Origin of the sequence: Citrobacter sp. Awk 2 (assembly GCF_028069815.1) — a bacterium.
Classification (GTDB): Bacteria; Pseudomonadota; Gammaproteobacteria; order Enterobacterales; family Enterobacteriaceae; genus Citrobacter.
Genome location: NZ_JANEWL010000062.1, coordinates 1 through 21,125, shown reverse-complemented (window position 1 = coordinate 21,125; position 21,125 = coordinate 1). Strand labels below are relative to the sequence as shown.

Annotated in this window: 24 protein-coding genes; 1 reads left to right on the top strand and 23 read right to left on the bottom strand. The window is 53.8% G+C overall.

Annotated elements, in window-relative coordinates; genetic code table 11:
* Positions 1 to 5 precede the first annotated feature (5 nt).
* From NNO02_RS15250 to NNO02_RS15205, 10 genes are read right to left on the bottom strand one after another with little or no spacing between them, the layout of a single operon-like run.
* Positions 6 to 389, bottom strand: coding sequence for a hypothetical protein (locus tag NNO02_RS15250; protein WP_271455173.1), 384 nt, complete (start codon positions 387 to 389; stop codon positions 6 to 8).
* Complete coding sequence (locus NNO02_RS15245; protein WP_271455182.1) at positions 386 to 3,157, bottom strand: conjugative transfer ATPase; 2,772 nt, start codon at positions 3,155 to 3,157, stop codon at positions 386 to 388. The genes NNO02_RS15250 and NNO02_RS15245 overlap by 4 nt, the downstream gene beginning before the upstream one ends.
* Positions 3,154 to 3,555 (bottom strand): TIGR03751 family conjugal transfer lipoprotein, encoded by a 402-nt coding sequence (locus tag NNO02_RS15240; protein WP_271455172.1) that lies wholly within the window; start codon positions 3,553 to 3,555, stop codon positions 3,154 to 3,156. Before NNO02_RS15240 ends, NNO02_RS15245 begins: the two co-directional genes overlap by 4 nt.
* Before the next feature lie 9 nt (positions 3,556 to 3,564).
* Positions 3,565 to 5,031, bottom strand: coding sequence for a TIGR03752 family integrating conjugative element protein (locus NNO02_RS15235; RefSeq protein ID WP_271455171.1), 1,467 nt, complete (start codon positions 5,029 to 5,031; stop codon positions 3,565 to 3,567).
* Positions 5,021 to 5,896: a TIGR03749 family integrating conjugative element protein gene (locus NNO02_RS15230; protein WP_271455170.1), complete on the bottom strand. Its 876-nt coding sequence runs from the start codon at positions 5,894 to 5,896 to the stop codon at positions 5,021 to 5,023. Before NNO02_RS15230 ends, NNO02_RS15235 begins: the two co-directional genes overlap by 11 nt.
* Entirely contained in the window at positions 5,896 to 6,552 is a 657-nt protein-coding gene (locus NNO02_RS15225) for a PFL_4703 family integrating conjugative element protein (protein ID WP_271455169.1), read from the bottom strand. Before NNO02_RS15225 ends, NNO02_RS15230 begins: the two co-directional genes overlap by 1 nt.
* Positions 6,545 to 6,925 carry a TIGR03750 family conjugal transfer protein gene (locus NNO02_RS15220; protein WP_087901618.1) on the bottom strand — a complete coding sequence of 127 codons (381 nt, stop codon included), beginning with the start codon at positions 6,923 to 6,925 and terminating at the stop codon, positions 6,545 to 6,547. Before NNO02_RS15220 ends, NNO02_RS15225 begins: the two co-directional genes overlap by 8 nt.
* Positions 6,926 to 6,934: 9 nt before the next feature.
* A complete protein-coding gene (locus NNO02_RS15215; RefSeq protein ID WP_097323563.1) occupies positions 6,935 to 7,306 on the bottom strand; it encodes a TIGR03745 family integrating conjugative element membrane protein in 372 nt (123 codons plus the stop codon).
* A 28-nt stretch (positions 7,307 to 7,334) separates the two neighbouring features.
* Positions 7,335 to 7,571, bottom strand: a complete 237-nt coding sequence (locus NNO02_RS15210) for a TIGR03758 family integrating conjugative element protein (protein WP_097323566.1) — start codon at positions 7,569 to 7,571, stop codon at positions 7,335 to 7,337.
* The gene (locus NNO02_RS15205) at positions 7,568 to 7,879 is read right to left on the bottom strand and encodes an integrative conjugative element protein, RAQPRD family (RefSeq protein ID WP_271455168.1); all 312 of its coding nucleotides are present in this window, start codon (positions 7,877 to 7,879) and stop codon (positions 7,568 to 7,570) included. Before NNO02_RS15205 ends, NNO02_RS15210 begins: the two co-directional genes overlap by 4 nt.
* Before the next feature lie 338 nt (positions 7,880 to 8,217).
* Here NNO02_RS15205 and NNO02_RS15200 point away from each other — a divergent pair, with 338 nt between their 5' ends.
* Positions 8,218 to 8,913 (top strand): hypothetical protein, encoded by a 696-nt coding sequence (locus tag NNO02_RS15200; protein ID WP_442867913.1) that lies wholly within the window; start codon positions 8,218 to 8,220, stop codon positions 8,911 to 8,913.
* 229 nt (positions 8,914 to 9,142) lie between these two features.
* Here the strand turns inward: NNO02_RS15200 and NNO02_RS15195 are convergent, their stop codons facing one another.
* From NNO02_RS15195 to NNO02_RS15135, 13 genes are all read right to left on the bottom strand, one after another.
* Positions 9,143 to 9,907 carry a TIGR03747 family integrating conjugative element membrane protein gene (locus tag NNO02_RS15195; RefSeq protein ID WP_271455166.1) on the bottom strand — a complete coding sequence of 255 codons (765 nt, stop codon included), beginning with the start codon at positions 9,905 to 9,907 and terminating at the stop codon, positions 9,143 to 9,145.
* A gap of 9 nt (positions 9,908 to 9,916) precedes the next feature.
* On the bottom strand, positions 9,917 to 10,189 hold the full coding sequence (locus tag NNO02_RS15190; RefSeq protein WP_271455165.1) for a hypothetical protein: 273 nt from the start codon (positions 10,187 to 10,189) through the stop codon (positions 9,917 to 9,919).
* Between the two features lie 10 nt (positions 10,190 to 10,199).
* Positions 10,200 to 12,284, bottom strand: a complete 2,085-nt coding sequence (gene traD, locus NNO02_RS15185; protein WP_271455164.1) for a type IV conjugative transfer system coupling protein TraD — start codon at positions 12,282 to 12,284, stop codon at positions 10,200 to 10,202.
* A gap of 103 nt (positions 12,285 to 12,387) precedes the next feature.
* The gene (locus tag NNO02_RS15180; RefSeq protein ID WP_271455163.1) at positions 12,388 to 12,888 is read right to left on the bottom strand and encodes an integrating conjugative element protein; all 501 of its coding nucleotides are present in this window, start codon (positions 12,886 to 12,888) and stop codon (positions 12,388 to 12,390) included.
* Entirely contained in the window at positions 12,885 to 13,451 is a 567-nt protein-coding gene (locus tag NNO02_RS15175) for a transglycosylase SLT domain-containing protein (protein ID WP_271455162.1), read from the bottom strand. Before NNO02_RS15175 ends, NNO02_RS15180 begins: the two co-directional genes overlap by 4 nt.
* On the bottom strand, positions 13,433 to 14,032 hold the full coding sequence (locus NNO02_RS15170) for a TIGR03759 family integrating conjugative element protein (protein ID WP_442867912.1): 600 nt from the start codon (positions 14,030 to 14,032) through the stop codon (positions 13,433 to 13,435). Before NNO02_RS15170 ends, NNO02_RS15175 begins: the two co-directional genes overlap by 19 nt.
* A gap of 115 nt (positions 14,033 to 14,147) precedes the next feature.
* The gene (locus tag NNO02_RS15165; protein ID WP_271455160.1) at positions 14,148 to 14,855 is read right to left on the bottom strand and encodes a hypothetical protein; all 708 of its coding nucleotides are present in this window, start codon (positions 14,853 to 14,855) and stop codon (positions 14,148 to 14,150) included.
* The gene (gene pilL2, locus NNO02_RS15160; RefSeq protein WP_271455159.1) at positions 14,852 to 15,448 is read right to left on the bottom strand and encodes a PFGI-1 class ICE element type IV pilus protein PilL2; all 597 of its coding nucleotides are present in this window, start codon (positions 15,446 to 15,448) and stop codon (positions 14,852 to 14,854) included. The genes NNO02_RS15165 and pilL2 overlap by 4 nt, the downstream gene beginning before the upstream one ends.
* A 161-nt stretch (positions 15,449 to 15,609) precedes the next feature.
* Positions 15,610 to 16,140: an STY4534 family ICE replication protein gene (locus tag NNO02_RS15155; protein ID WP_271455158.1), complete on the bottom strand. Its 531-nt coding sequence runs from the start codon at positions 16,138 to 16,140 to the stop codon at positions 15,610 to 15,612.
* A 450-nt stretch (positions 16,141 to 16,590) separates the two neighbouring features.
* On the bottom strand, positions 16,591 to 17,352 hold the full coding sequence (locus NNO02_RS15150; RefSeq protein ID WP_271455157.1) for an Abi-alpha family protein: 762 nt from the start codon (positions 17,350 to 17,352) through the stop codon (positions 16,591 to 16,593).
* Positions 17,353 to 17,663: 311 nt separating this feature from the next.
* On the bottom strand, positions 17,664 to 19,667 hold the full coding sequence (locus NNO02_RS15145; RefSeq protein ID WP_271455156.1) for a DNA topoisomerase III: 2,004 nt from the start codon (positions 19,665 to 19,667) through the stop codon (positions 17,664 to 17,666).
* The gene (locus NNO02_RS15140) at positions 19,664 to 20,227 is read right to left on the bottom strand and encodes a hypothetical protein (protein ID WP_271455155.1); all 564 of its coding nucleotides are present in this window, start codon (positions 20,225 to 20,227) and stop codon (positions 19,664 to 19,666) included. Before NNO02_RS15140 ends, NNO02_RS15145 begins: the two co-directional genes overlap by 4 nt.
* Positions 20,214 to 20,966, bottom strand: a complete 753-nt coding sequence (locus tag NNO02_RS15135; RefSeq protein ID WP_271455154.1) for a PFL_4669 family integrating conjugative element protein — start codon at positions 20,964 to 20,966, stop codon at positions 20,214 to 20,216. The genes NNO02_RS15140 and NNO02_RS15135 overlap by 14 nt, the downstream gene beginning before the upstream one ends.
* Positions 20,967 to 21,125: the final 159 nt, after the last annotated feature.

The window sequence follows — 21,125 nt, the reverse complement described above, 5'->3', positions numbered from 1 at the left end:
TTTTTTTACAACACCTTTTCTACTTCCCGCAACAAATAAGCAGCATCTACCGCATCAGGCATATTGATATACCAGCGTACCCCATGTTCGTAATCATCCATAGCAGGCCAGCGCAGACTGCCAGTAACTGTCAGCAGCAGGTTAACAGTTCCCGTCTTCCCCTCCACCTGAACAGCCAGGCAGTTATGCCCGGCCACACGATGAGGCGAGCAGGTAAACGTCACCTTCTCTCCCACCCGCTGGCGGATCTGGCGACATAATTCACCCAGTTGCGCATGATGGTGCTGGCTAATTCGCGGATTGCCCTGCGGCGGCGCATCGAACAACACGCCGGTACTGGAAACATTACCGTCCACAACATCCAGCACTGCCGATCTGAAGCGCATCATGCCGCCTCCTTCGTGGCAATCCCACGGGCGATATCGAGTTGGTGCGCTATGCGCTTCGCTGCATCCAGCTCGCTGATACCGTGTTCAACCATCAGCGCCCGACGTGCCGCTTTCTCATCCTTCTCCGTCATGCCCAGCGCCAGATAGAGGCTCGGAGGTACAGCGCGGAACAGCGCCTCGATACGGCTTGCCAGCACCACGCCTTCGGTGTAGCAGCGCGGTGTTTTGGTCGCAGAGAGCAGCATCGCTTTTTGCTCGGCGGTGAGCTTTTTAAAGCGGGCGATCTCTTCCACCTCTTCAGGCGGCATCACCAGACACAGCCACCACTCAATCATATTGAGCATCTTCTTGGCCGTGGCCGGGAAATCTTCCAGGTTCTGCGTTGCCAGCCACAACCACGCGCCGAGCTTACGCCACATCTTCACCACCTTAACCACATACGGGGCCAGCAGCGGGTTCGTGGTGATCATATGCGCCTCATCGGTCGGGAAGACGATCTCCCGGTCCAGAAACTGGTCACGTTCGGCGATATTGTTGATGGTATTAACCAGCGAGGTATAGGCCACGGCCAGCGGCGCTTCATAGCCTTCACGCGCCAGTGTGCCGAGATCAATCAGCGTGACATCCGCTTCCGGCCAGTTCTGCCCCGGGCGATTAAACAGCTCGCCCAGGAAGCCCTGCATAAATACGCCCAGCGATTCCCCCATGTTCTGCGCCCGGACGCGGCGAACTTCCGGGCGGGACTCATCCTGCGCGAAGGCGTAAAACGCATCCTGAAGGTCGCCGGTGATCATCTGCCGCTCTTCATCCCACGCTTTACGCGCCCCGGCCAGAATCGCCTCGCGCATCATGCCCCGGTCGGCACGCTCCAGCCGCGCCTCTTCTTTGGCTTCCCCACCGGTAACCATCAAACGCGCCACAATCTCCAGCTCACCCAGAATATCACGCTCTTCCTCCGCATCGCTGTCGTCCGTTTCCTCCACCTCGATACGTTCACTCAGCTCGCTTTCATCAACGGTTTTCACCGGCGCTTCAATCAGCTTGTACGCATCGGCAAACGGGGCCAGCGAAATACCACAGCCCGGTTTGATGCTGACCTTGTTCACCGACAGCTCCAGCTCCGCGCAATAGTCGGCAAACAGACCAAACGAGTTACCCGCTTCAGCAATAAACAGACGTGGCCGGTGGATTGCCATCAACTGGGCAAACAGGCTGTTAAGCGTCGCGGATTTACCAGAACCGGTCGGGCCAAACAGGACCAGGTGCGCATTCTTGGAACGGTCGGCGCTGTTAAGTGGATCAAACGTCAGCGGCGCACCGCCCCGGTTAAAGAAGGTAAATCCGGGGTGACCGGTGCCGGTGTCACGGCCAAACACCGGCAGCATATTTGCCATATGCTGAACAAACGTCAGGCGGGTGTACCAGTTCTTCTTGTCCAGCGTCGGGTTAAAGCACATCGGCAGCGCCCGAAGGTAGCCATTCAGTGGCGCGACATCGTATTCCGGTTTCACCGGTTGTAACCCGGCGTTAAGCAGGATCGCCGTCAGATCGCGCTGGCGGCTGTTGAGGATTTTCAGTGACTCCCCGGAGAGGAAGAAGGTCATGCTGGCGCGATACAGTTTATGCCGCTCGCCCAGATAGCTTTTGGCCGTATCGGCATCGGCCCGGACGCGTTCCGATTCGGTATTCTCGCCAATCGCGTTTTTCGCCAGATGGTTGAAGCGCTCTTCCAGCACATCCTGCGACTGCACGACCAGCGTCAGGGAAATCACCGTCCCTTCCGGCAGCAAATCCATCAGCGCGTTGATGTTCTCCCCTTTGCGGGTTTCACCGGTAAGATGGCCGACCGATGGCGCACGACGGATACGATCGATGCTGACGGATTTATGCGGTCGTTCGTCGAACCACCACACGCCATTCTCCACATCGGAGCGCGGAGGCGTAAACATCAGGGTTTCACTGAAATCGTTAAGCACCGGCAGCTCGCCGTTGCGGGTGTCAACATGCGCTGCCGTGCTGTACAGCGTCTCTTTATCCACCCAGTCAGGTTCGGGATTAAACCAGCGCAACAGCCAGGCATGGATCTGCTCACCATTCTGCCTGGCGGTCACAATCCCCGCCCCGGCCAGAGCAGAAGACAGTCGCTCGCAGACCTGATTCAGTTGCTCTTGCGGAGAATACGGCTCGTTCACTCCCGGGTTCACATAGCGATAAATCACCATCCGGGTCCGGCGCTGCTGACCGCGCCACGGTGCGCCGGTAATAGCTTTATCGATAAACAGACCTTTCGGCACGGCGATACCGCGCATATGACGTTCCATCTCATGCAGGTACGCGGCGGTGAATGCCGTTCCCTGCGCCCACGGTTTGACATAGCCACGCAGTTTATCAATGTATTCCGTCACATCGGTTTCATCCTGGCAGAAGAACTGGATGACCCACGGATGGCTGTCCCGCTCGTCAAAGCTGTCCTGGAGCGCATCTTCAACGATATCGCGGATCTCTTCCAGGCGTTCGCCGGTGCGCCCTTCGGTTCCCACCGGCACCACTTCAAATACGGCGCCCACCGAAATACCGTCATCGAGCAGCAGGCTCTGACTTTCCGGCAGGTATTCCACCCACGGCAGAAAGTCGATAAACGAGGCGTTATTGGGGTACAGCGAGCGCACGCCGTCCTGCGTCAGCCTGCCACTCTTTTTCTGTGACGGCAGCACCGATTCATCGTCCACCGGCTGTGGCTGTTTTTTGGTGAATAAACTGAACATCAGAGTGCCTCCAGTCGTTCACCCGGCAGCGCATACTGCACCCGGCTGTAAAAAGAGAAGACCGAGCTGTATCCCGGCACCGGCGCTGGCTCATTTCCCGCCATATGTGGATAGATATAAATCACCATATCCGGATTGGGCAGGCGCGGAAAAAGCTGCTGAATCTCATTGTGAGCATCGCGGGTATAGCTCTCTTCCAGCGACTGACGGGTAGTCAGATCCGCATCGTTCAGCCCCCGGCGTAACACGCTCCGGGCCTCTGTCGTGGTCCGTGCGCTGCTGGCTTTGTTTTGCCACATATCGAGCATGGTGCTGTCGCCGGGCGACAGCATTTCATCTTTAGAGGTACTGCAACCGCTCAGCAACAACGCGACCAGCATGAATAAACCGTATCCTTTCATGGCCTCTCCTTAGTCCAGCTCGTGTTGCTGGCTGACATCAAAATCGTATTTGACCTTGCGGCCCTTCTCTTCGTAATCAATCGGGATCTGGCGGGTAATATGCACAGCAACATTCGCGCCGGGAGGAACGTAAATCGCATCAAACATCTGGCCGTATCGCGCTTTCACCCATTCCGCCAGCTCGTTCGTACCGCCCGATAACGCCTTGCCCAGCGCAGCCTGTCCGGCGCTGCCGGTCAGCGTACTGGTGATGGACGTCCCTTCGGTGGTAGTAGTGGTCTGGCTTTCGGACATCGCATCAGAGGCTGCACCGGCAGCAGACAGCGCAAATAACGTGGGGAGGTAAGTTGAGGCATTGCTTTTACGGTCGCCAGACAGGCACGGAATACCGTGTTCGTCGGACAACCAGCCAATACTGCCGCCATTGGATTTGCCATTACTGCCATCGCTGGACTTCGCCGACTGCGGCACCGTGCGCACCGTGCCGTCAGTGAAGACAAACGTAATGGAGTGAACTTCACCACGTACACAAGACAGCACCCAGTCACCGGTGGCCGTACCGGACACAATCGCGCCTTCAACGTCCGGCAGCTCGATGCCGTTGGCGGTCAGGTTCTCTTTACCGATAAGTACCTTGAAGGGATAGGGATCGGTAACTTTACCATCAATCGGTACGCGCCCCAGCAAGGCGGTCATCGCCTGGCTACCAACCAGCGTGGAGTTCTCCGGCAGGGTATAGACGGGCAGATCGGTTTCTTCGATGCTCTGCTGATTTTTCGCCGTGCGATCCAGCTCAGCTTTCTGGCGGGTGATCTCGTTGTCATTCAGCCCACCAAACGCAGTGGGAAACTGGAATGTACCGGTACCATTGGTTGCAATTGCCGCGCCGGTTACTGGTTTACCGTTACGATCCAGTTGCACACCGTCCTGCGGTTCAATCCAGACCGTTCCCAGTGCCACCGTCTCGCCCGGTCCTGCATCTTCCAGCCCCAGTCCGACGGGTAAATCACTGCCTGCGGGAGTATTGCTACCCACTCCCGGACCGGGAACCGTATTTTTCAGTGATTCCAGCAAGCCAGCCAGCCGCTGCTGTTCAGCCTGAAGTTTTTGCTGTGCCTGGGTACTTTCCTGTTTGACAGCGTTAACCGCATCATTAATGCGCCCGTCTACATTGCTGCCTTTACTTTGCAGGCGAGCGTTTTCTTCGGCCAGCGCGGCATTCTGCTTCTCCAGATTCTCCTGACTGGTCTGGATCGTTTTAATACGCCCGACCAGCGTGCGCAGCGTATCCTGCGGCGTATCGCCCTCGATGCCGAGAATACGCAGTTCTTCCTGAGTCAGGTCGGCAACCGTGGTGTTATCCGCCGAATCCTGAGTCGGTTTCGAGCCGCCACAGGACTTCACGCCGATCATGACTGCCGACAGCAACACCACCGGTACAATAACCTTCAGCAGGGTATTCGATTTAATCTGCATCGCCCTTCCCTCCTTTGCCTGTTTTCGCCTTCACTGGCTCAGGAAGAAACGCGGCATCAGGACGCCCTTTGGTTACCAGATAGACCGTTGTGGTGTCTTCCGGCGTTCCGCTTGCGCCCAGCCAGCGATGCTGGAATGTCGCGCTGTAAAAATTCCCCTGAAGACGACGTGGATCGAGAACCACTTTCTCCGCACGTTGATTACGCAGGGTCAACGCCACCACGCTGTAACCCTGCAATCCCCATGCGGCCAGCGGTTTAATTTCAACGGATTCTAACGGCAGTAATGATGTCAGCTTGTCCGGCAGCGCCAGTGAAATGGAATGCACGCCGGGCAGCGGCTCAATCGTTCGTGACGGTGCATACAGACTTTGCGCGGCATAGCGGGTTAAAGCTACCGGTAGCGGCGTGGTGGATTTTTTCTCTTTCGGTTTCGATGTGGACTGCCCTTCGCTCGCTGTCGGGGCTTTGCTGTCGGTCGCTGCAACATCACTGTTTCCCGTCGAACTGGAGACTTCCCCCTGATACACCAGGCTTACCGGCTCCAGTACGTTTTTACCCTCATCAGCGCTGATATCCAGCAGGATCATCTCGCCGTTCTCCACATCCTGAAGCACCAGGCGGGTACGGGCAAACTGCTCCCCGGGTTGCAGATACACCGCACCGCCGGTACTTTGTACGCGCAATTTCCCCTTCAGCTCAGGCGGAAATCCCACCCGTACATTGCGGTTCACAAACACAATGCGCTCCTGCCCGACATGCAGAGCAACCGGCAGAGGGATGCGCTCCCACTTCACCAGTTCAACCGCCTGCGCCGGTAAGGCGGCAAGACAGGCCAGCGACAGCAAAAATCGTCGTAATCTCATCAGTTAAACACTCCCTTATTCTCTTCCTTAACCACAGGAGCCGCTTCCAGACGCTGCGGCGCTTCCGAGAGACAATCCAGCGCCAGACCAAACGGGTTGGCTTCCGGATTTTTATCCCAGCGCACCACTTTCAGCGGATAGCGCACCAGTGAGCGTTTAACCGGCTCAGAGTTAACATATTCGTCGGTGACTAAATCCAGACGAACCTGCCAGTTATCGCGGTCAATAATGGTGACGCTGTCATCCCGATAGCCCCGCTCAGGGATCTCCGACACGCCGCGTACGCGATCGCGCGATTCGCCCAGGTCCTTACGCTGCTTCGCATCCTTATGCAGCAGTTCCTGACAGGTCGGTGTCAGGTAGGCCGATAACGTCTCGATGCGATACGGATAATCAACATCGCCATCCTTCGGCCAGCTGTTCAGTTGCTGGAAGATATAAAAGCTGAAGGCATACACCGTTGAGGGAGGGATTTCCCACCACGGGCGGGAGCTGCCGGAGCGGAGATCGGGAGGATTGTGGATGGTCAGATTGCGCGGAGACATCATCCAGCCAAGCATGGACAACACTAACAGCACCAACATAATCCCACATGCAGCGCGGAGCGTCCGGATATGATTGTCACGGGTATTCAGGGCATTTTTAAACTTACTCATGAACGGCCTCCTGACGGCGAACCACAGGACGCAGACGACGTAACGCCAGAACCTGAGTGTTTTGCACCAGCCCTTTTGTTCCCAGGCCAAGCTGGCTGATGTGCAGATCCAGCCTACGATAGAGGTAGTTTTCCGGCTTGCCGCGTTTAAAACGCGCCATCAGCCTGCCACCAAAAATAACGGTAACCAACGGCATCAGCAGCGCCACGGTCGGAAAGGCTATCCAGCCGAGAAATGGCAGAACCGGTATGGCGACCACGAGGCCGCCCAGTACGCTGAACAGCGCGGTAAATCCCAGTTCCGGTGTGGTGAATCCACGAAACACCACCGGCTCAGCATTCAGTCTGTCAGGCATAAATTCGATAGTCGCCATACGCTGTCCTCAGAGCAGAACCGTTGCGGCCTTAGACGCCAGCCAGATAACCACGACGATCAGGATCACCCCCACGACGCAAAGCATCCCGAATTTAGCCCAGGTTGATTTCCCGTCACGAACTTCGGCAAAGGTGGCAATAATGGCGTTACCGACGGCCAACATGGCAACTGCCGCAAGAATTAACCCGCCCAACACGATACCGTCATTGAGGTATCCGGAGATCTGACCGTAGAAAGAGCTGTCGGTGCTGCTTTTCGGACCTTCAACAGTGGGTAACCCCGCGTGTGCAGCAGAAATTCCGGTCAGAGCAACGGCCAGAACCCGCGCACAGCAGAGACGAAAAGAAAAATGCAGAGAAGATAATGCAGAGCAAAACATGGTTATTTCCTTATAAGAGAAGCCAGGCTTAGCTGGCGAAGAGATAAATAGCGATAACGATGAGAAGAACTGAGCGGATGGCAAAACGCACCAGAGCCTGCTCTTTGATATGACCTGTCGCGTACCCCCGATAAACATGCAGAAACCCCCATCCCACCCACAAAATCAGCAGGGCAATCAGCGCACCAATAAACACTTTGCTCAGCAGTGCGGGATCGGCGTTGCCACTTGCCGCCTTAAATGCGTTGGTCTGGGCATCATTCACGGGCGACGCTCCATCCGGTACTGACCGGTGAGAGATGCCGAAGGTACGGGCTGGGCGCGGGAAGGTTCCAGGTAGATACCAATCCCCTGGCGAATCGCTTTGATATCCTGCGTTGCCCGTAGGTAATCGAAATAGAAGCGTCCGTGCAGCCCATCCTGAACGGCGACAACACGGGCGCGTTCCAGTGCGGCCTGCACCTGATCCAGTTGCTTAATTACCAGCGCCAGCTCGTCAGACTCGGCGGCCTGAACGCCCGAAACCAGCAAAGACCCCAACAGGCACCATGCCCGGGGTTGTGTCATGCGCATATAAACCTCCTTCAATGCGATTGCATGTACGGAGGAAGAGTGGCGAAAAGCGTCCTAGGGGACAGTAAGAAAACAGAAGTGGAATTTAGAAAATTATGGAAGGGGTAAAGCGTGGCGCATAATGCGCCATCGGGGTTCTTTGCCACCCCGGCGCAAGCAGGCTTGCGCTCCCGGCAAGGCTCCATAAGCGCAATCGAAACAATGTTTCCATTGCGCTTATGGAGCTGAAATTGCCCCCCTGTTATACTGCGTCACTGCTTCCAGTCAGGTGAATAAAAGTGGGATTAATACTTCAGGGACATAAAGTTATCGTCGATCATGATTGCCGTGACTGGCTAATTACCCGTCCACAGGGCAATCCCACCATAGAGCACTCTGGCGACCTAAAAATTTATTCCGTTTTCAAACGCCAGTTGCTCTCAGGTAAGCGCAGACGTAATCGTGAACAACGGCAACTTGGCGATAACTGCCCTTTGATTTATGCCCTGAAAGGAAAAGAAGAACTTACAACTGACATATCCAGCATTAAGAGGCTGTACGAAAGTTTTGGGATCATCCTGGAGCAGATAGTAAGACAAGAGCCTGATGGGTATCAGCTTATAATTTCCATGCCGTCTGCCCATAACATCAGTCACATAGTCGCAAGACGGTTCGCCAGGAGATTTGGATCTGCTCACGCTGCAAATCTTTTACGCAAAATAACGGTTGAAGAAGCATTCAGACTCTTAGATCGCGCAGATATTAGCGTCGAAGAGACCAGGAGCCTCGACTACCGTATTAAGTTGCAGGCTAAAGAAGTTGGTTTTAAGGGTAATTTCTCACTTAAAGGTATTCCTGCTGGCCTTCGTGATGCACTCCCACCACTGTCACTGAATGTTTTACCTGAGCTAAACTTCCGACCAATGCGGATTCTTCTTGTTGACGATCTAATGGCTTCAGGTACAACGTTAGGCACTGCCGCACATATCATTTCACAGCAATATCCTGGTGCAACGATTCATGCCGCATGTTTGTTCAGTTCTGTTGGAAGGTAGTACGGCTTGATCAAAAATGAGCAAGCGTGTATAAAGGATACATAGAGTGTGCTTGAGTCTCCCCGCTCTTTAAATCCAGATGAGACCCGCGTAGGCACCCTGACTGAGGTCAGCCTGTAAAAGGCAGATATCAGTTGGTTAGGCAGCGGCTAACCCTTCAACAAAAAAATTGTTGTCGTAGAGTGATGTTGAAAGGAGAGCGCAGGCTCTCCTTTCGGCTTTCTGGCATCTACAAATACTTCTTAAAACTCCCCATCGTCACCGAAATCGCCAGTCCCATCAGCAACGCAGCCGGTAATAACAACAAATTCGGATATACCGCAAACGGCGCTGACAGATAGATCACGCACGGTATATAAGCCGCTGGCTTCACCACCCGCTTGGCATGATGATAAAGAAAACTTGATTCATACGCCGCACCGTAGCGACGGAGATCGCGTCGCACCATCCCATCCGCAATCCCCACAATGGCAACCAGGATAAATAACGGCACTGACAGCACCAGAATGGTGACCCGCATCAAAAAGACCAGCGACACATACATTGTCGCCATCAGGTATTCATATGCGACCTGTACCGCCCAGGCACTCCAGGCATTAAGCTCATCCGTAACGCCATTACCACTTCCGGCAGTCGGCGTCTGAATCGACTGCAACCAGCCAGTAAAGCCGCTGTTCACAAACAACCACTGATAACCCAGCGCAATCCAGCCCTGTACGGTCACCACCGGCGATGACAGCAGCAAACTTTGCGTAAATCCCTCAGCGAAATAACCGCTTTCCGTCTGCATAACGGCACGGCTATGTTCCGCACCCTGATCCGGCCAGAAGAACGCGATACCGATATATTCCACAATCAGGCTGAACAACAGCGAGACCAGCAACATCCCGATAATGCGCCACGGCGTGTCCCACAGCAGTACGGTAAAAAAACCATGTGGCTTTGGTGGAGTGGACGACTGCGCCGGGGCTGAAGATGTGTTCATCTGCGACATGATATCCCCTTAATGCACCGCCAGCGGCTCCATCTGGCAGTTCAGCAACATCTCTTCCTCACCAATCATGATCCAAAGACTGGCGATCTCATTCTCAATATGTGACCTCGGTTCATACCTCACCCGATATCCCAGCATACTCAATTGCTCAACAATTTCAGGGACCTCCAGTGAGGAACAAATTTGCGTTTTCATCACATCCATCACCTCTTCAGGCACAAGCAATGAACTGTCTTTCGTGACCGCTGCTACCATCTCAACCTGGTACAATTTTCTCATCATGATTTCCTTTTCAAAAAGTGGCAGCATCGTAATCCCCCGGTAACGCACTGCCCGACCACCAGGCATCGCTGGTCCGGTAATTTCGCTGCATGTAATCTGCAATCTGCCCAATACTATCCGGCATCAGGGCATCCGCGCCAGCAGATGGCAGCGGCATCCGGATCTTCCACAACCTGCCACCTTCCAGCAAAGCAAACGCCTGTCCTTTCGGCAGATTGATCACGTTTGCAGCAGTAATCAGCGGGGTACGCACCGTACTTACCCTGTCTTGGGTGTTCGAGGTAAAATCGCTTCCCATTTCCGGGTTCGAGATATCGGTGACACCGGAAACCAGCGTTTTGGTATAGACCTCCACTTCCGGCAGTTGCTTCGTCATCAATTCTGCTGTTTCCGTATGCCGCACCCGCAGCATCACCAAGCTATTAAAGTTCCCCACTACCTGCGCCGCTTTCGCCGCATTGCCCAGCCGCGCCTCGATATCCGGCAACGTCTGGGTATAGGCCGTCACCTCGATGCCCGCCCCGCCGCCTTTGTTAATCAGCGGAATAAACTCATCCCCCATCAGCTCGTTAAATTCGTCACAGTGCAGGCTGATCGGCGTCTTCTTGCCCTCGTCACCGGGCAGGCCGTCATTCACGCCAAATTTGTAGATATGCCCCGCCACGGAGACCAAATCGGCAAACATCGAATTGCCCACCGCCGCCGCGACTTCCGGATCGGACAACGCATCAAGACCGATATACACCACGCCTTTTTTACGGATCACCTGCTGCCAGTCGAAGATAGGACGGGGATCAGACATATCGGTGTAGTTCGGTGAGATCAGTTGCGCCGTCTTACCAGAGGTCAGTTTCTCCAGCAACGGCAGAAGCGATGCCACAATTTTGTCGTAATACTTCTGGTCATAACGTACCGACGAACGCAGGCCATCGAGCACAGGATCGTAAACCTTCTTCCCCTCGTCGCTGTTCAGCACCTGTTCTATCGCCACCACCCGCAGCGAACGGCCTTCCATATGTCGGGGGATATCGCGCTCATCCAGAATTTGCGCCAGATTCTCCACCTGTTGCCACAGTGCCGGAGTGTGCTTAACCATCCAGGTTTCCGCATAGGTCTCAAACAGATCGCCGATATTGTTCACGTAACGCTGGATGAGGCCAAAGTCCGGGCGCTGCCCCAGCGCAACCAGCGCCCGGGCAATAATATTGACGAAGCGCCAGGCGAACTCTTTAAATGCGGCGCTGTTGCCTTCACTACTGAGCTGTCCGGCGACACGCGAAGCCACTTCAGAGATACGACCAAAGCGCCCCACCGCGTTGTAACGGGCGCTGATATCCGGCCATCCCAGATGGAAAACATGAAATTCACCGGCGCGGCCTGCGCGATGTGATTCGGCATACATTCGCTTCAGCAGATCGGCATCGCCTTTCGGGTCGAAAACTATGGTGACGTTGCCGCGACGAATATCCTGAGTGATCAACAGCTCGGCGAGACGAGTTTTACCGACGCGCGTGGTGCCCAGAACCAGCATATGCCCGACACGTTCACCCAGACTCATGGAGACATTGACCTCATCAGGTTCAATGCCGTGCAATGCCGGATGACCACCAACCGGCGGCAATGGCCGAACGGGATTCAGCGCCGAATCACGAGCCAGTAGTTTGCACAATGCGGGGAAGCGATGCTCATAGTGCTGCTCAAAACGGCGTGCTGCCTTATACAACACCGGTGGATTCACATACCCCGCCACTTCCGGGCGCAGGGTATCGAGCAGACGCTGGGTATGCTTTTGCTCCCACATAAACCCTTTACCCAGAAATAACCGCTGATTGCTCACCGGCACTTCGCTACTTGTCACAACATAACGCGGCAGACGTCGGATATTGCGGCGGTAGCGTAATACCTGTAATCCCTGCTGCGTCCGCCGCACAGCCAGCACAGCAAACCCCGCCGCCGTGACATAACTGACCGAAGGGGCCAGCGCCACCGCCCACGGTGCCGTCACGCAGATATAGCTGGCGCAGGCGGCAACAACAGCGGTGTTCAGCTCCACAGCAGGCCGCAGCATGGCTTCAATAACATAGCGGTCGCTCATTTTTTCCTCCCGTCATGACCAGCAAGAAAAATTAACCAGGCCAGTAAATTAACCGCGACCAGGCCAATCAAAAGACTGATGTCATCCAGCGGTAATCCTGCCCTCATTGCTCCAGCCCCTTCTCGCTAATCAGTACCGGGTAGTGAGAAATCCCCAGCCGGACGGCCAGATCGCTACCCGAAACCGGAAGCAACTCCAGCCCGTTCGCCTGGTGCTGCAAATCATCCCATGCCGCTTTGCTGGCAACATTCACCACATATCCCACGGCATTAAGTTGAATAAGTTGATCGCGCCGCAAAGCCAGCCAGCGCCGGGAAAGATCGTCGTCACCAATCAGGAAAATCGACCGCATTCCAGGCATAGAGAGAGAACGAGCTCCCAGCGGCCCGGGCGAAAGCTCCGGGGTACGAATGGGTAATACCGATGCTTTATCAGGTGTTGACAGTGTCAACACCTGCGAGGCGGGTGATTCTTCCCCCTGATTGTTAATACCGGCAAAGTATTCAGCCGTTGACTGTCCGCCCAGATCGGCGACAACGGTCAGCTCTGCCGGACTTATGCCCGGGAACAGCAGTGCAAGAACCAGCGGAAAACGCCTCATCATTGTGTTCCTCCCTGATTGAATGCCAGAACCTGTACGGGCGGCTGCAACGTGCCGAGGTGACGCGACACGATGGCCTTATAGGTTTGTGCAGGTTTGCCGCCAGCCGGATGGTGGTAGCATCCCGCAGCCGATATCCAGCTGCCGGGGCTACGCTCGTAACAGGCTCGCAAAATACGCGCCGCTGCGTGCAGATTGATATAGGGATCAAATGCGTCCCAGGTGGATGTGAAATGATGGCCGTTCCAGCCCAGATTGACCTGCGCAATACCAACATCGATACGCTTGAGCGGATAGCGCCGCATAAAACCTAACAGCGCCTGATAGGCCTCGTTCCGGGAGGCATAACGATACCCCTTCCCGGCAACATTAATTGTCCACGGCCACGGGCGTACGCCATGCGCCAGCTTGCGGGATGACTCCGTCAGCGCCAGGCTATACAGCGCTTCGGCAGGAACATTTTCCGCCTGCGCAACCCGGTAATATCCTTCCGGAACAGATTGCGCCGCCAGACATTCCGGCAACGCAATGAACATTGCCAGCCACATCAGTTTACGCGCTGCCATCCCTGCGCCCCCTGTTGCAATACAACCGGCATCAGCCCACTGCCATATTTCTGCCACATGCCATTGTCATGATTCAGCGTTACCTGGCGGGATTTCACCTTTCCAGCAGGGATATTGTGTTTCTTCGCCCAGCTCCGGACCGCCTCATCCTTACCGCCGCTATCAACCAGATAGATATCCAGCGGTCGGTTCGATTTCATCAGTTGAGCCAGCTTGCGCTCACAAGCCGGACAGCTATCTTTCACAAACAGCGCCTGACGGGCGTTACTGACTTCACTTCGCAGATCCTGAACAGGAAGAACGCCGGGATAGACTCGCATCCACGCGCTGTTCACTTCCCGCTGAAATGCCAGTTCGGCCTCCACCCGCTGAAATTCCTGCTTCACCGTCAGCTCGGCAAAATGACGACGTTCTTCATCACTACGCGCCTCGATACCCAACATCGTCAGGGGATCTAACCCCGGAGACAGCACGCCGCGCCGTCCTTTTTTCAGCGTTTCATAACGCTGCCACTCTTCCGCTGTCAGCCCCCACTCCTGAGCGCTCCGCGTCATTTGTTGCTGTTCCAGCGTCTGCAACAAGGTATCCACCGTCTGGCTGTTTCCCTGAATCACTGGCGATACGGCAAACGCGACTGTTGACACTGTCAACACTCCTGACAGCAACGCGACATTAAATTTCTTCATCCCGACCTCCTTATCGCACCGTCAACGTCCGGGTTTGCCCCGCGACACGAAACTGCGCCTGCTGTCCCGTGATCGACTGTAGTGTCCAGCCCTGCCGGGTTTCGCCCGATTCCATTAACGCTATTTCCGTGAGCTGTGTTGCCGATTGCGGCGCTATCGCAGCAAAGGCAATTCCTCCTCGCCGTTCGATACCGGTGAGAACGAAGGGTGCTGTAGCTGACCGCTGCGTTTTCTGTGTGGGCTTCTTCTTTACTACCACCGTGCCAGACGTTACGGCAGCGACGTTGGCCGGACGCTGATTCAGGATACGGATCTGCTCCTGAAGAGAAGACAGTCCGGTTTTAAGGGTGGCAACCGAAGCAGCCTGCTCACTTTGTTGCTTATCCAGCGCCTCAACCTTCTGCTGCAAAGCCGCAAGCGCTGGTTTGTCCGCCATTCCTCCCAGTTGCACTCGTGACGCGTCAAACTGCTGTTGCAACGTTGTCAGCTGTGCCTGGAGTGGCGCGATATCCGGGCTACCCTGCAATGCAGTTTTAAGCTGGCTGACCTCGGCGGAAAGTACCTGGACGGACTTAAGACTGATAAATGTGGTTCCACCTAATCCAAACAAAACCAGCCCGCCGAATCCGTAACGGACTATCGCCCAGAGTTTGCTGCGTGCAGGTCTGACAGACTCTTTCATTTCAGGCACCTCCATGAAACTAACGGAATCGTTCATTTCAGCATCCTCTGCGGAGCCGGAGCGGTGATATTGGCGGGTTGAGCGGGTAACGGCACAGAGGCCGAAGTGACCGACGATTTCACCGCTTCCGGCGGCAAACGATAGCCATCGCGTAATGAATGGCAGACGATCCGTTGTACAGAATCAACCTCGAGCTGCCAGGCCGATCCGGCCAGGATTTGTAATGCCTGACTCAGGCGTATTGGCCCCAGTTGATAATGCACTGCAGGCAACATCTGGTTGTACAGCACCCGGTTCGCCGGTGTTGTGCTGCACAACGAGTACCCGGACTGACGCAGGGCATAGCGCATGGCATCCGCCACGGTCGGCGATAATGACGCGGGGATACGGATATCAATGGTCTGCTCCAACGGAGCACGCTGTGCGGCGCTCGGGGAAGTATCAACCAGCAGATAGCGGTCATAGCGAACAACTTCAGGAGAGGCGGCATAGACATCCAGTCGGGCTGGCTGGACGTTGCCGTTCAGTGTCGTCAGATGAGGTTGCGTATCAGGTTGCTGGAGTTTTTGCGTACAACCGGCCAGGATGCTGGCCGTCAGGCAGACAGCCATTGGAATATGAAGATTCATGCAGGTTCCTTAGTCAGACAAAAGAGGCCCAACTTTGCGAAACCAGCGGTATGTCCTCAATGAACAACTGTTTTTGCCGCGCAAAAAAAACGCCAGAAAAATCTGGCGCTAATACAACTAACAAGGAGGGTATGACGTGGAGATTAGATCTCTTTCTATTATCAGTATGATGAGTCGGATGACTCGGGCTTTTCAGCTTTATAAACCATATTTTGCCCCACTTTAATAAAACTGATTTTTATCAGTCTCTCTTTCAGTGACGCTCTTGATTCACCCGCATGATCGCCTTTGGTTAAAGTAAACACATCGGCAGTCAGATTACTGAGCTTAAAACCGATAAGGACCTTTTTCTCTTCATTCACCGCATTCTGGCAGCGTCTGATTAAAGAACTGGCCTGTTTACCCGACACCGTGACATCAAAACGCGTGTAATCCGGTTTTTCAGTTGAGCCATGTAACGCGTTAATCGTACAGCTCAGGAATGACCCCGTAGCGGTGTTAATTTCGCGAATATTGCTCAGATAACCCAGCCCATCGATATGCAGATTAAAGTAGCTGGATTGTGGTTTCGGTTGTGCCGGAGCTGCTGACGGAACCGGAGTTGCTGATTCAGCAGGAACGGGAGCCGGGGCTTGCTTACGGGCGCTATCTTTTTTAGGTTTAGCAGTGGCGGTTTTAGATGCTGTAGACATGGTGTTTCTCCTGGAAAAATTCGATAAACGGAGAAACATCCCAGCCGGGTGTTTTCCCGCTGGGGTGTCAAACAGATATACACGAAATAATTCGGGTTACAGGAAGGCGGCGACGCAGCGAATCCCCAAGAGCTTACTTTAGTAAGTGACTGGGGTGAGCGAGGAAAGCCAACGCACATGTAACCTGAAGAATGAAGTGTATGACGCTGACGGTCTGTGGTTGAAGTATACCTTTATCGCAGGTGCGATCCCTGCTCTCAAAGGTTAAGCAAGGTTACCGCCCGAAGGCATCGTCTCTCAGGTCATGACGATTTTGGCTGGCAATCACCCGAAGGCGTCCCTCTCAGATTACTAGGACATTGGCTGTTGTCGGAGACAACGAGTTAACGTTTACATTATTAAAGGCTGAATCCATGATGTCAATAAACAATAGCGCTCCCTTGACATACATCATTCGCCAGATAAACAAGCAGAAAAAAACAATTTCCCGAATGGATTTAATCCTATAAACCAAAAATCATAACTAATAAGAGCTTTGCTTGGCACTTTATCAATGTTCCACGGGTCATTTGTATATGAAACTATACCCAATGAAACCAAATGTTCTATATATGTATAAAGAAGTTCAGGTTGCATCAATTCTTCTGGCCGAACCATCATCTTAGATAGTTTAGCTTTATAGGTCTCAGGAAGATTTCCAGCTTCTATTGCCTTACTTCTCTCATCCTTACCAATCACATCATTACCCTTTTTTAAATGGCGCATATATGCCGAAGGTTCTGAAGCAGATAATTGTTGAATCAGCAGAGCTTCGTCAGGAGCGAGTTGGCTTATTATAAATATAAAAGCGGGATGCGCTTCACCTAACCTCTCGGCATCCATACTCCTGGCGAGCAAATTAATATACATATCCGTAACAATACTTTTTTCCTCTTGAATTCGGAGCTTATCACAAAGCTGTAATGCAACAGACTCAATAGGTGATATACGATTTTCGGGAGGAACTTTTTGAAGAGAACGTTTTATATAATTCGCTAAACGATCCTGGAGCATCCCTGCAAATTGCAGCGGAAACAACGCTAAACGAATAGTCTTAACAGCATCAACACCTATCTTACTCACTTCTTGAAGTGTGTCTTTTACTCCATCACTGTACGTTTCCTCAACTACCTTTGTTGGCAACGCCTTAAGTATTTCTGATGGTTCAACCATTCGCAGCCTCTTCTTGTCATATTAATAATGAACAAAAGGCCCGATCCCATCCTGGTATCGAGCCTCTGAACCTGTACCACGGGTTCATCGTTAATTTCACTTCTCCGGGCCAGAGCCTTTTTTGGCCGACGTGTAATCTCACGGAGGGTCACGCCTTACAACCTCATCCAGGTAACAAAATGGGTCGCTATACTGTCCAATCTTCCGCCTGTAGATACGCAAAATCGGATTGCCGCAGTCGCGGGGTACTTCAAAGCCATCAGCAAAATAGCAAATTCACGCCATGCTTCCAACCAAAAACATAAAGCCAGTCAGACACTTTTCTTTGCCGGACTTTTCCGCCGACGACCAGGCTTCTTCGCCCCGACATTCACAATTCCGTTGCAGTCAGGGTAGTTGACGCATCCCCAGAATGTGCCTGATTTCCCTGTGCGCTGGCGCGTTGTCCCACCGCAGATTGGACACGGCGGAGAAAGCGGTAACGTGATCTTAACGGTCAGCTGCTGCCCCTTTGCCACCAGTTGCATTGTCCAGGCTGACTGCTTCGCCATAAAATCATCAAGCGACATCCGGCCTTCAGCAATATCATCCAGCGATTGCTCCCAGAGAGCCGTCATCCCCGGATCTTTAAGCTGTGCCGGTAATACAGCCATTAAATCAGCCGCGATAGGTGTTGCCAGCAGATGCTTGCCGTTCTTCACCACAAAACCACGCTTCAGCAACGTTTCAATTACGCCAGCCCGGGTCGCTTCCGTCCCCAGCCCCGCATTCTCTTTGAGAATCTCTTTAAGACGCGGATCGGTAACAAACTGCGCCGCATTCTTCATCGCAGCGATCAATGTCCCTTCCGTATAGTGCTCCGGTGGTTTTGTCTGCTGCGCCTTCGCTTCCGCGCCAGTGACCAGGCATACCCTCCCTTTAGCCATTGCAGGTAACCGGGCCTTGTCACCGGTATCGCCTGCATCCTCTTCAGTATCCTTACCAAACAAGTTCTTCCAGCCAGCAACGACCACAACTTTACCGCTGGTCTTAAATAACTGACCGCCACAATGCAGCGAAACCCGCGTGGCATCCACTTCATGGTTAGGCAAGAACTGGGCCAGATAATGCAGCCGGATAAGCTGGTAAACGTTGCGCTCCTGCTCACTCATTTTTGCCAGATCACAGGGCTGCTTTGTGGGGATAATACCGTGGTGTGCGGTGATCTTTTTGTCATTCCAGATGCGGGAAACATGCTGCATATCAAGCCGCGAGATGATCGCAGATAAAGTAGGATCGCTTTGCTGTATCGAGGCCATCACCTGCCCAATCTCACTGCGCATTGATGTCGGCAGATAGCCGCAGTCGGTGCGAGGGTACGTCGTCGCTTTATGGGTTTCATACAAAGCCTGCGCAATATCCAGTACCTGCTGCGCACCATAGCCAAAACGGCGGGAACAGGATTGCTGTAACGTACCGAGATCAAACGCCAGCGGAGCGGATTCTGTTTCCCTTTTGGTCTCAACCTCTGCCACCGTCGCCTGTCCGGTTTTCTGACAAAGCTGAACCACCTGCTGTGCTGCTGTCGGGTTAATACAGCGTTTATCCTCATCACAATATGCCGCAGCTGGCACCCACTGCGCCTGAAATGCGATCCTACCCGCCGCCAGCTGCGCCACGACATTCCAGTAGGGCTTCGGAATAAACTGCGCAATATCGCGATCGCGTACCACAATCAGGTTGAGCGTCGGCGTTTGCACCCGTCCTACCGATAAAACACTACCGTAGCCGTTCTCCCGGGCCTTGACCGAATATAACCGCGTCATATTCATACCTATTTGCCAGTCAGCCCGGGCGCGGCCCAGACCGGCTAAATAGTAGGGTAATGTCGCACTTCCAGGCTTTATCGCCGCCAATGCGGTGCGAACGCTGGCTTCATCCAGCGCCGAGAGCCATAACCGCTCAACTTTTCCCTGATAGTGGCAATAATCGAGGATTTCACGGGCAATAACCTCTCCTTCCCGATCCGCATCGGTGGCAATCACTACCGTATCAGCCTGTTTCAGCAGTTTCTGGATGACGGAAAACTGAGCCGCCGCATCCGGTTTAACCTGCATTTGCCACGTTGTCGGTAATACCGGCAGCACGTCAGTACGCCAGGGAACGCCGAACTGTTCACCGTAGGCATCTGGGCTGGCCTGCTCCAGCAGGTGACCAAAACCCCAGGTGACACACATGCCGTTTCCGGTTTGATAACCCGGCATTTTCTTTGTTGCGCCCAGCACAGCGGCAATATCCCGTCCCTGACTGGGTTTTTCACAGAGAAAGAGCTTCATCGAATCGTCCCTTCCGCAACGCTCCTCATATTCTCAAACAGCTTGCTGGTATAAGCCGCCGAGGTATGAGAGGCCAGTCCGGAACGAAAGGTGATATACATGCGGCTACCGGAACCGTTTTTCTCCAGCTCGACCTGAACGCTGTCGTTGGTATTTTCGCTTCCCCAGTCGCGCCCCATTTTGTAGTAACTACCGGGTTGCCCGTCCCATATCCATGCCCCATCGGCTACTGAAGCGGCAGTCCACCCTCCACTTTGCGTACCGTTATTACGTAGTTGCACCACTTCATCAGCCGAGATAAAGCGGTAGTAGCGCTTAACTCGAGCCGCTGCCGTATCAACATCAACGGGAACACGGTATTCCTGCGCTATTTTGTAGCTGGCCTGCGGTACGCCTTTCGACAACACTACCGGACCACTGTCTGCCGGTGCGGACCCGACTGAGAAGATCCCACCGCTAATCTGGTTTATCGCACTGTTGACACTGTCAACACTCGCACACCCACTCAGACAGGAACTCAGGATGAATAATCCGGTAAAAGCGGTTTTATTGCTGATCATCCTGCACCTCCTGCTTTTCCGCTTTCTCTTTGCGTGACTGACGTTTGAAGGCGGCTTTCAGCGCCTTAATACTTTCGGCGCTTACTGGCGGAGAAAAGCGGGAACGGCGGGTTCCCAGCAGGATCGCCCTGTCCGGCTCCCCGAATTGTTCGATAGCCTGCCGGGCAACGTCGTTATCTGATGCAATATCCTGGCGAGTAACGGGATGAGAACGATAACGCAGAGCGACAGAGAAGATACGACGAATTTGATGGCTACCACGATGTAACCAGGCTTTGCGCTCTTTCAGCGACATCAGACCGTAGTGATGCGCCTGGAAGACACGCAGAATAAGCTGATCGAATCCAACAAGGAGGTAAACGCAGCGGTATCCCAGTGGGGTATGGCTGTGAACGCCGATATTTAGCGGCGCTGTGGAGGTGACTCCGGAAACAGAAGCATTAGCTGGCAGCATCGCCATTAGGGCATCGATATCGTTCAGCCATTTCTGGAGCTGCTGGCTGGCCGTCTCCAGTAATGTTTCCACTTCCACCAGAGCAGCATCCGCCCACGGATTATCGGCCAATGAATCGCGGTTAATCCGGGAAATGAGCCGGAAAAACAGCGGCATCCCGATAAGCGAAGGCTTACCCTCCGAGGCAGGCCGGCCACTCCAGGTGTTAATGGCGTATTGGGTATGTAGCTCGATGCGCAATTCAGAATGCAGCGCACCGGCTTTCTTTTCCGTCTTGTCTGACATGGGAATCCATCCATAAAATCTAACGAGATGGAAATGGTCATGGATTGCGGAGGTCAGGAACAATGGGAAACTGTTTTCGCGAACAAAAAAGAAACGCTTTTGTCATTCATCCTCAAATGTAATACATTAGTTGCAACACACTCTTGGATTTTTAATAAA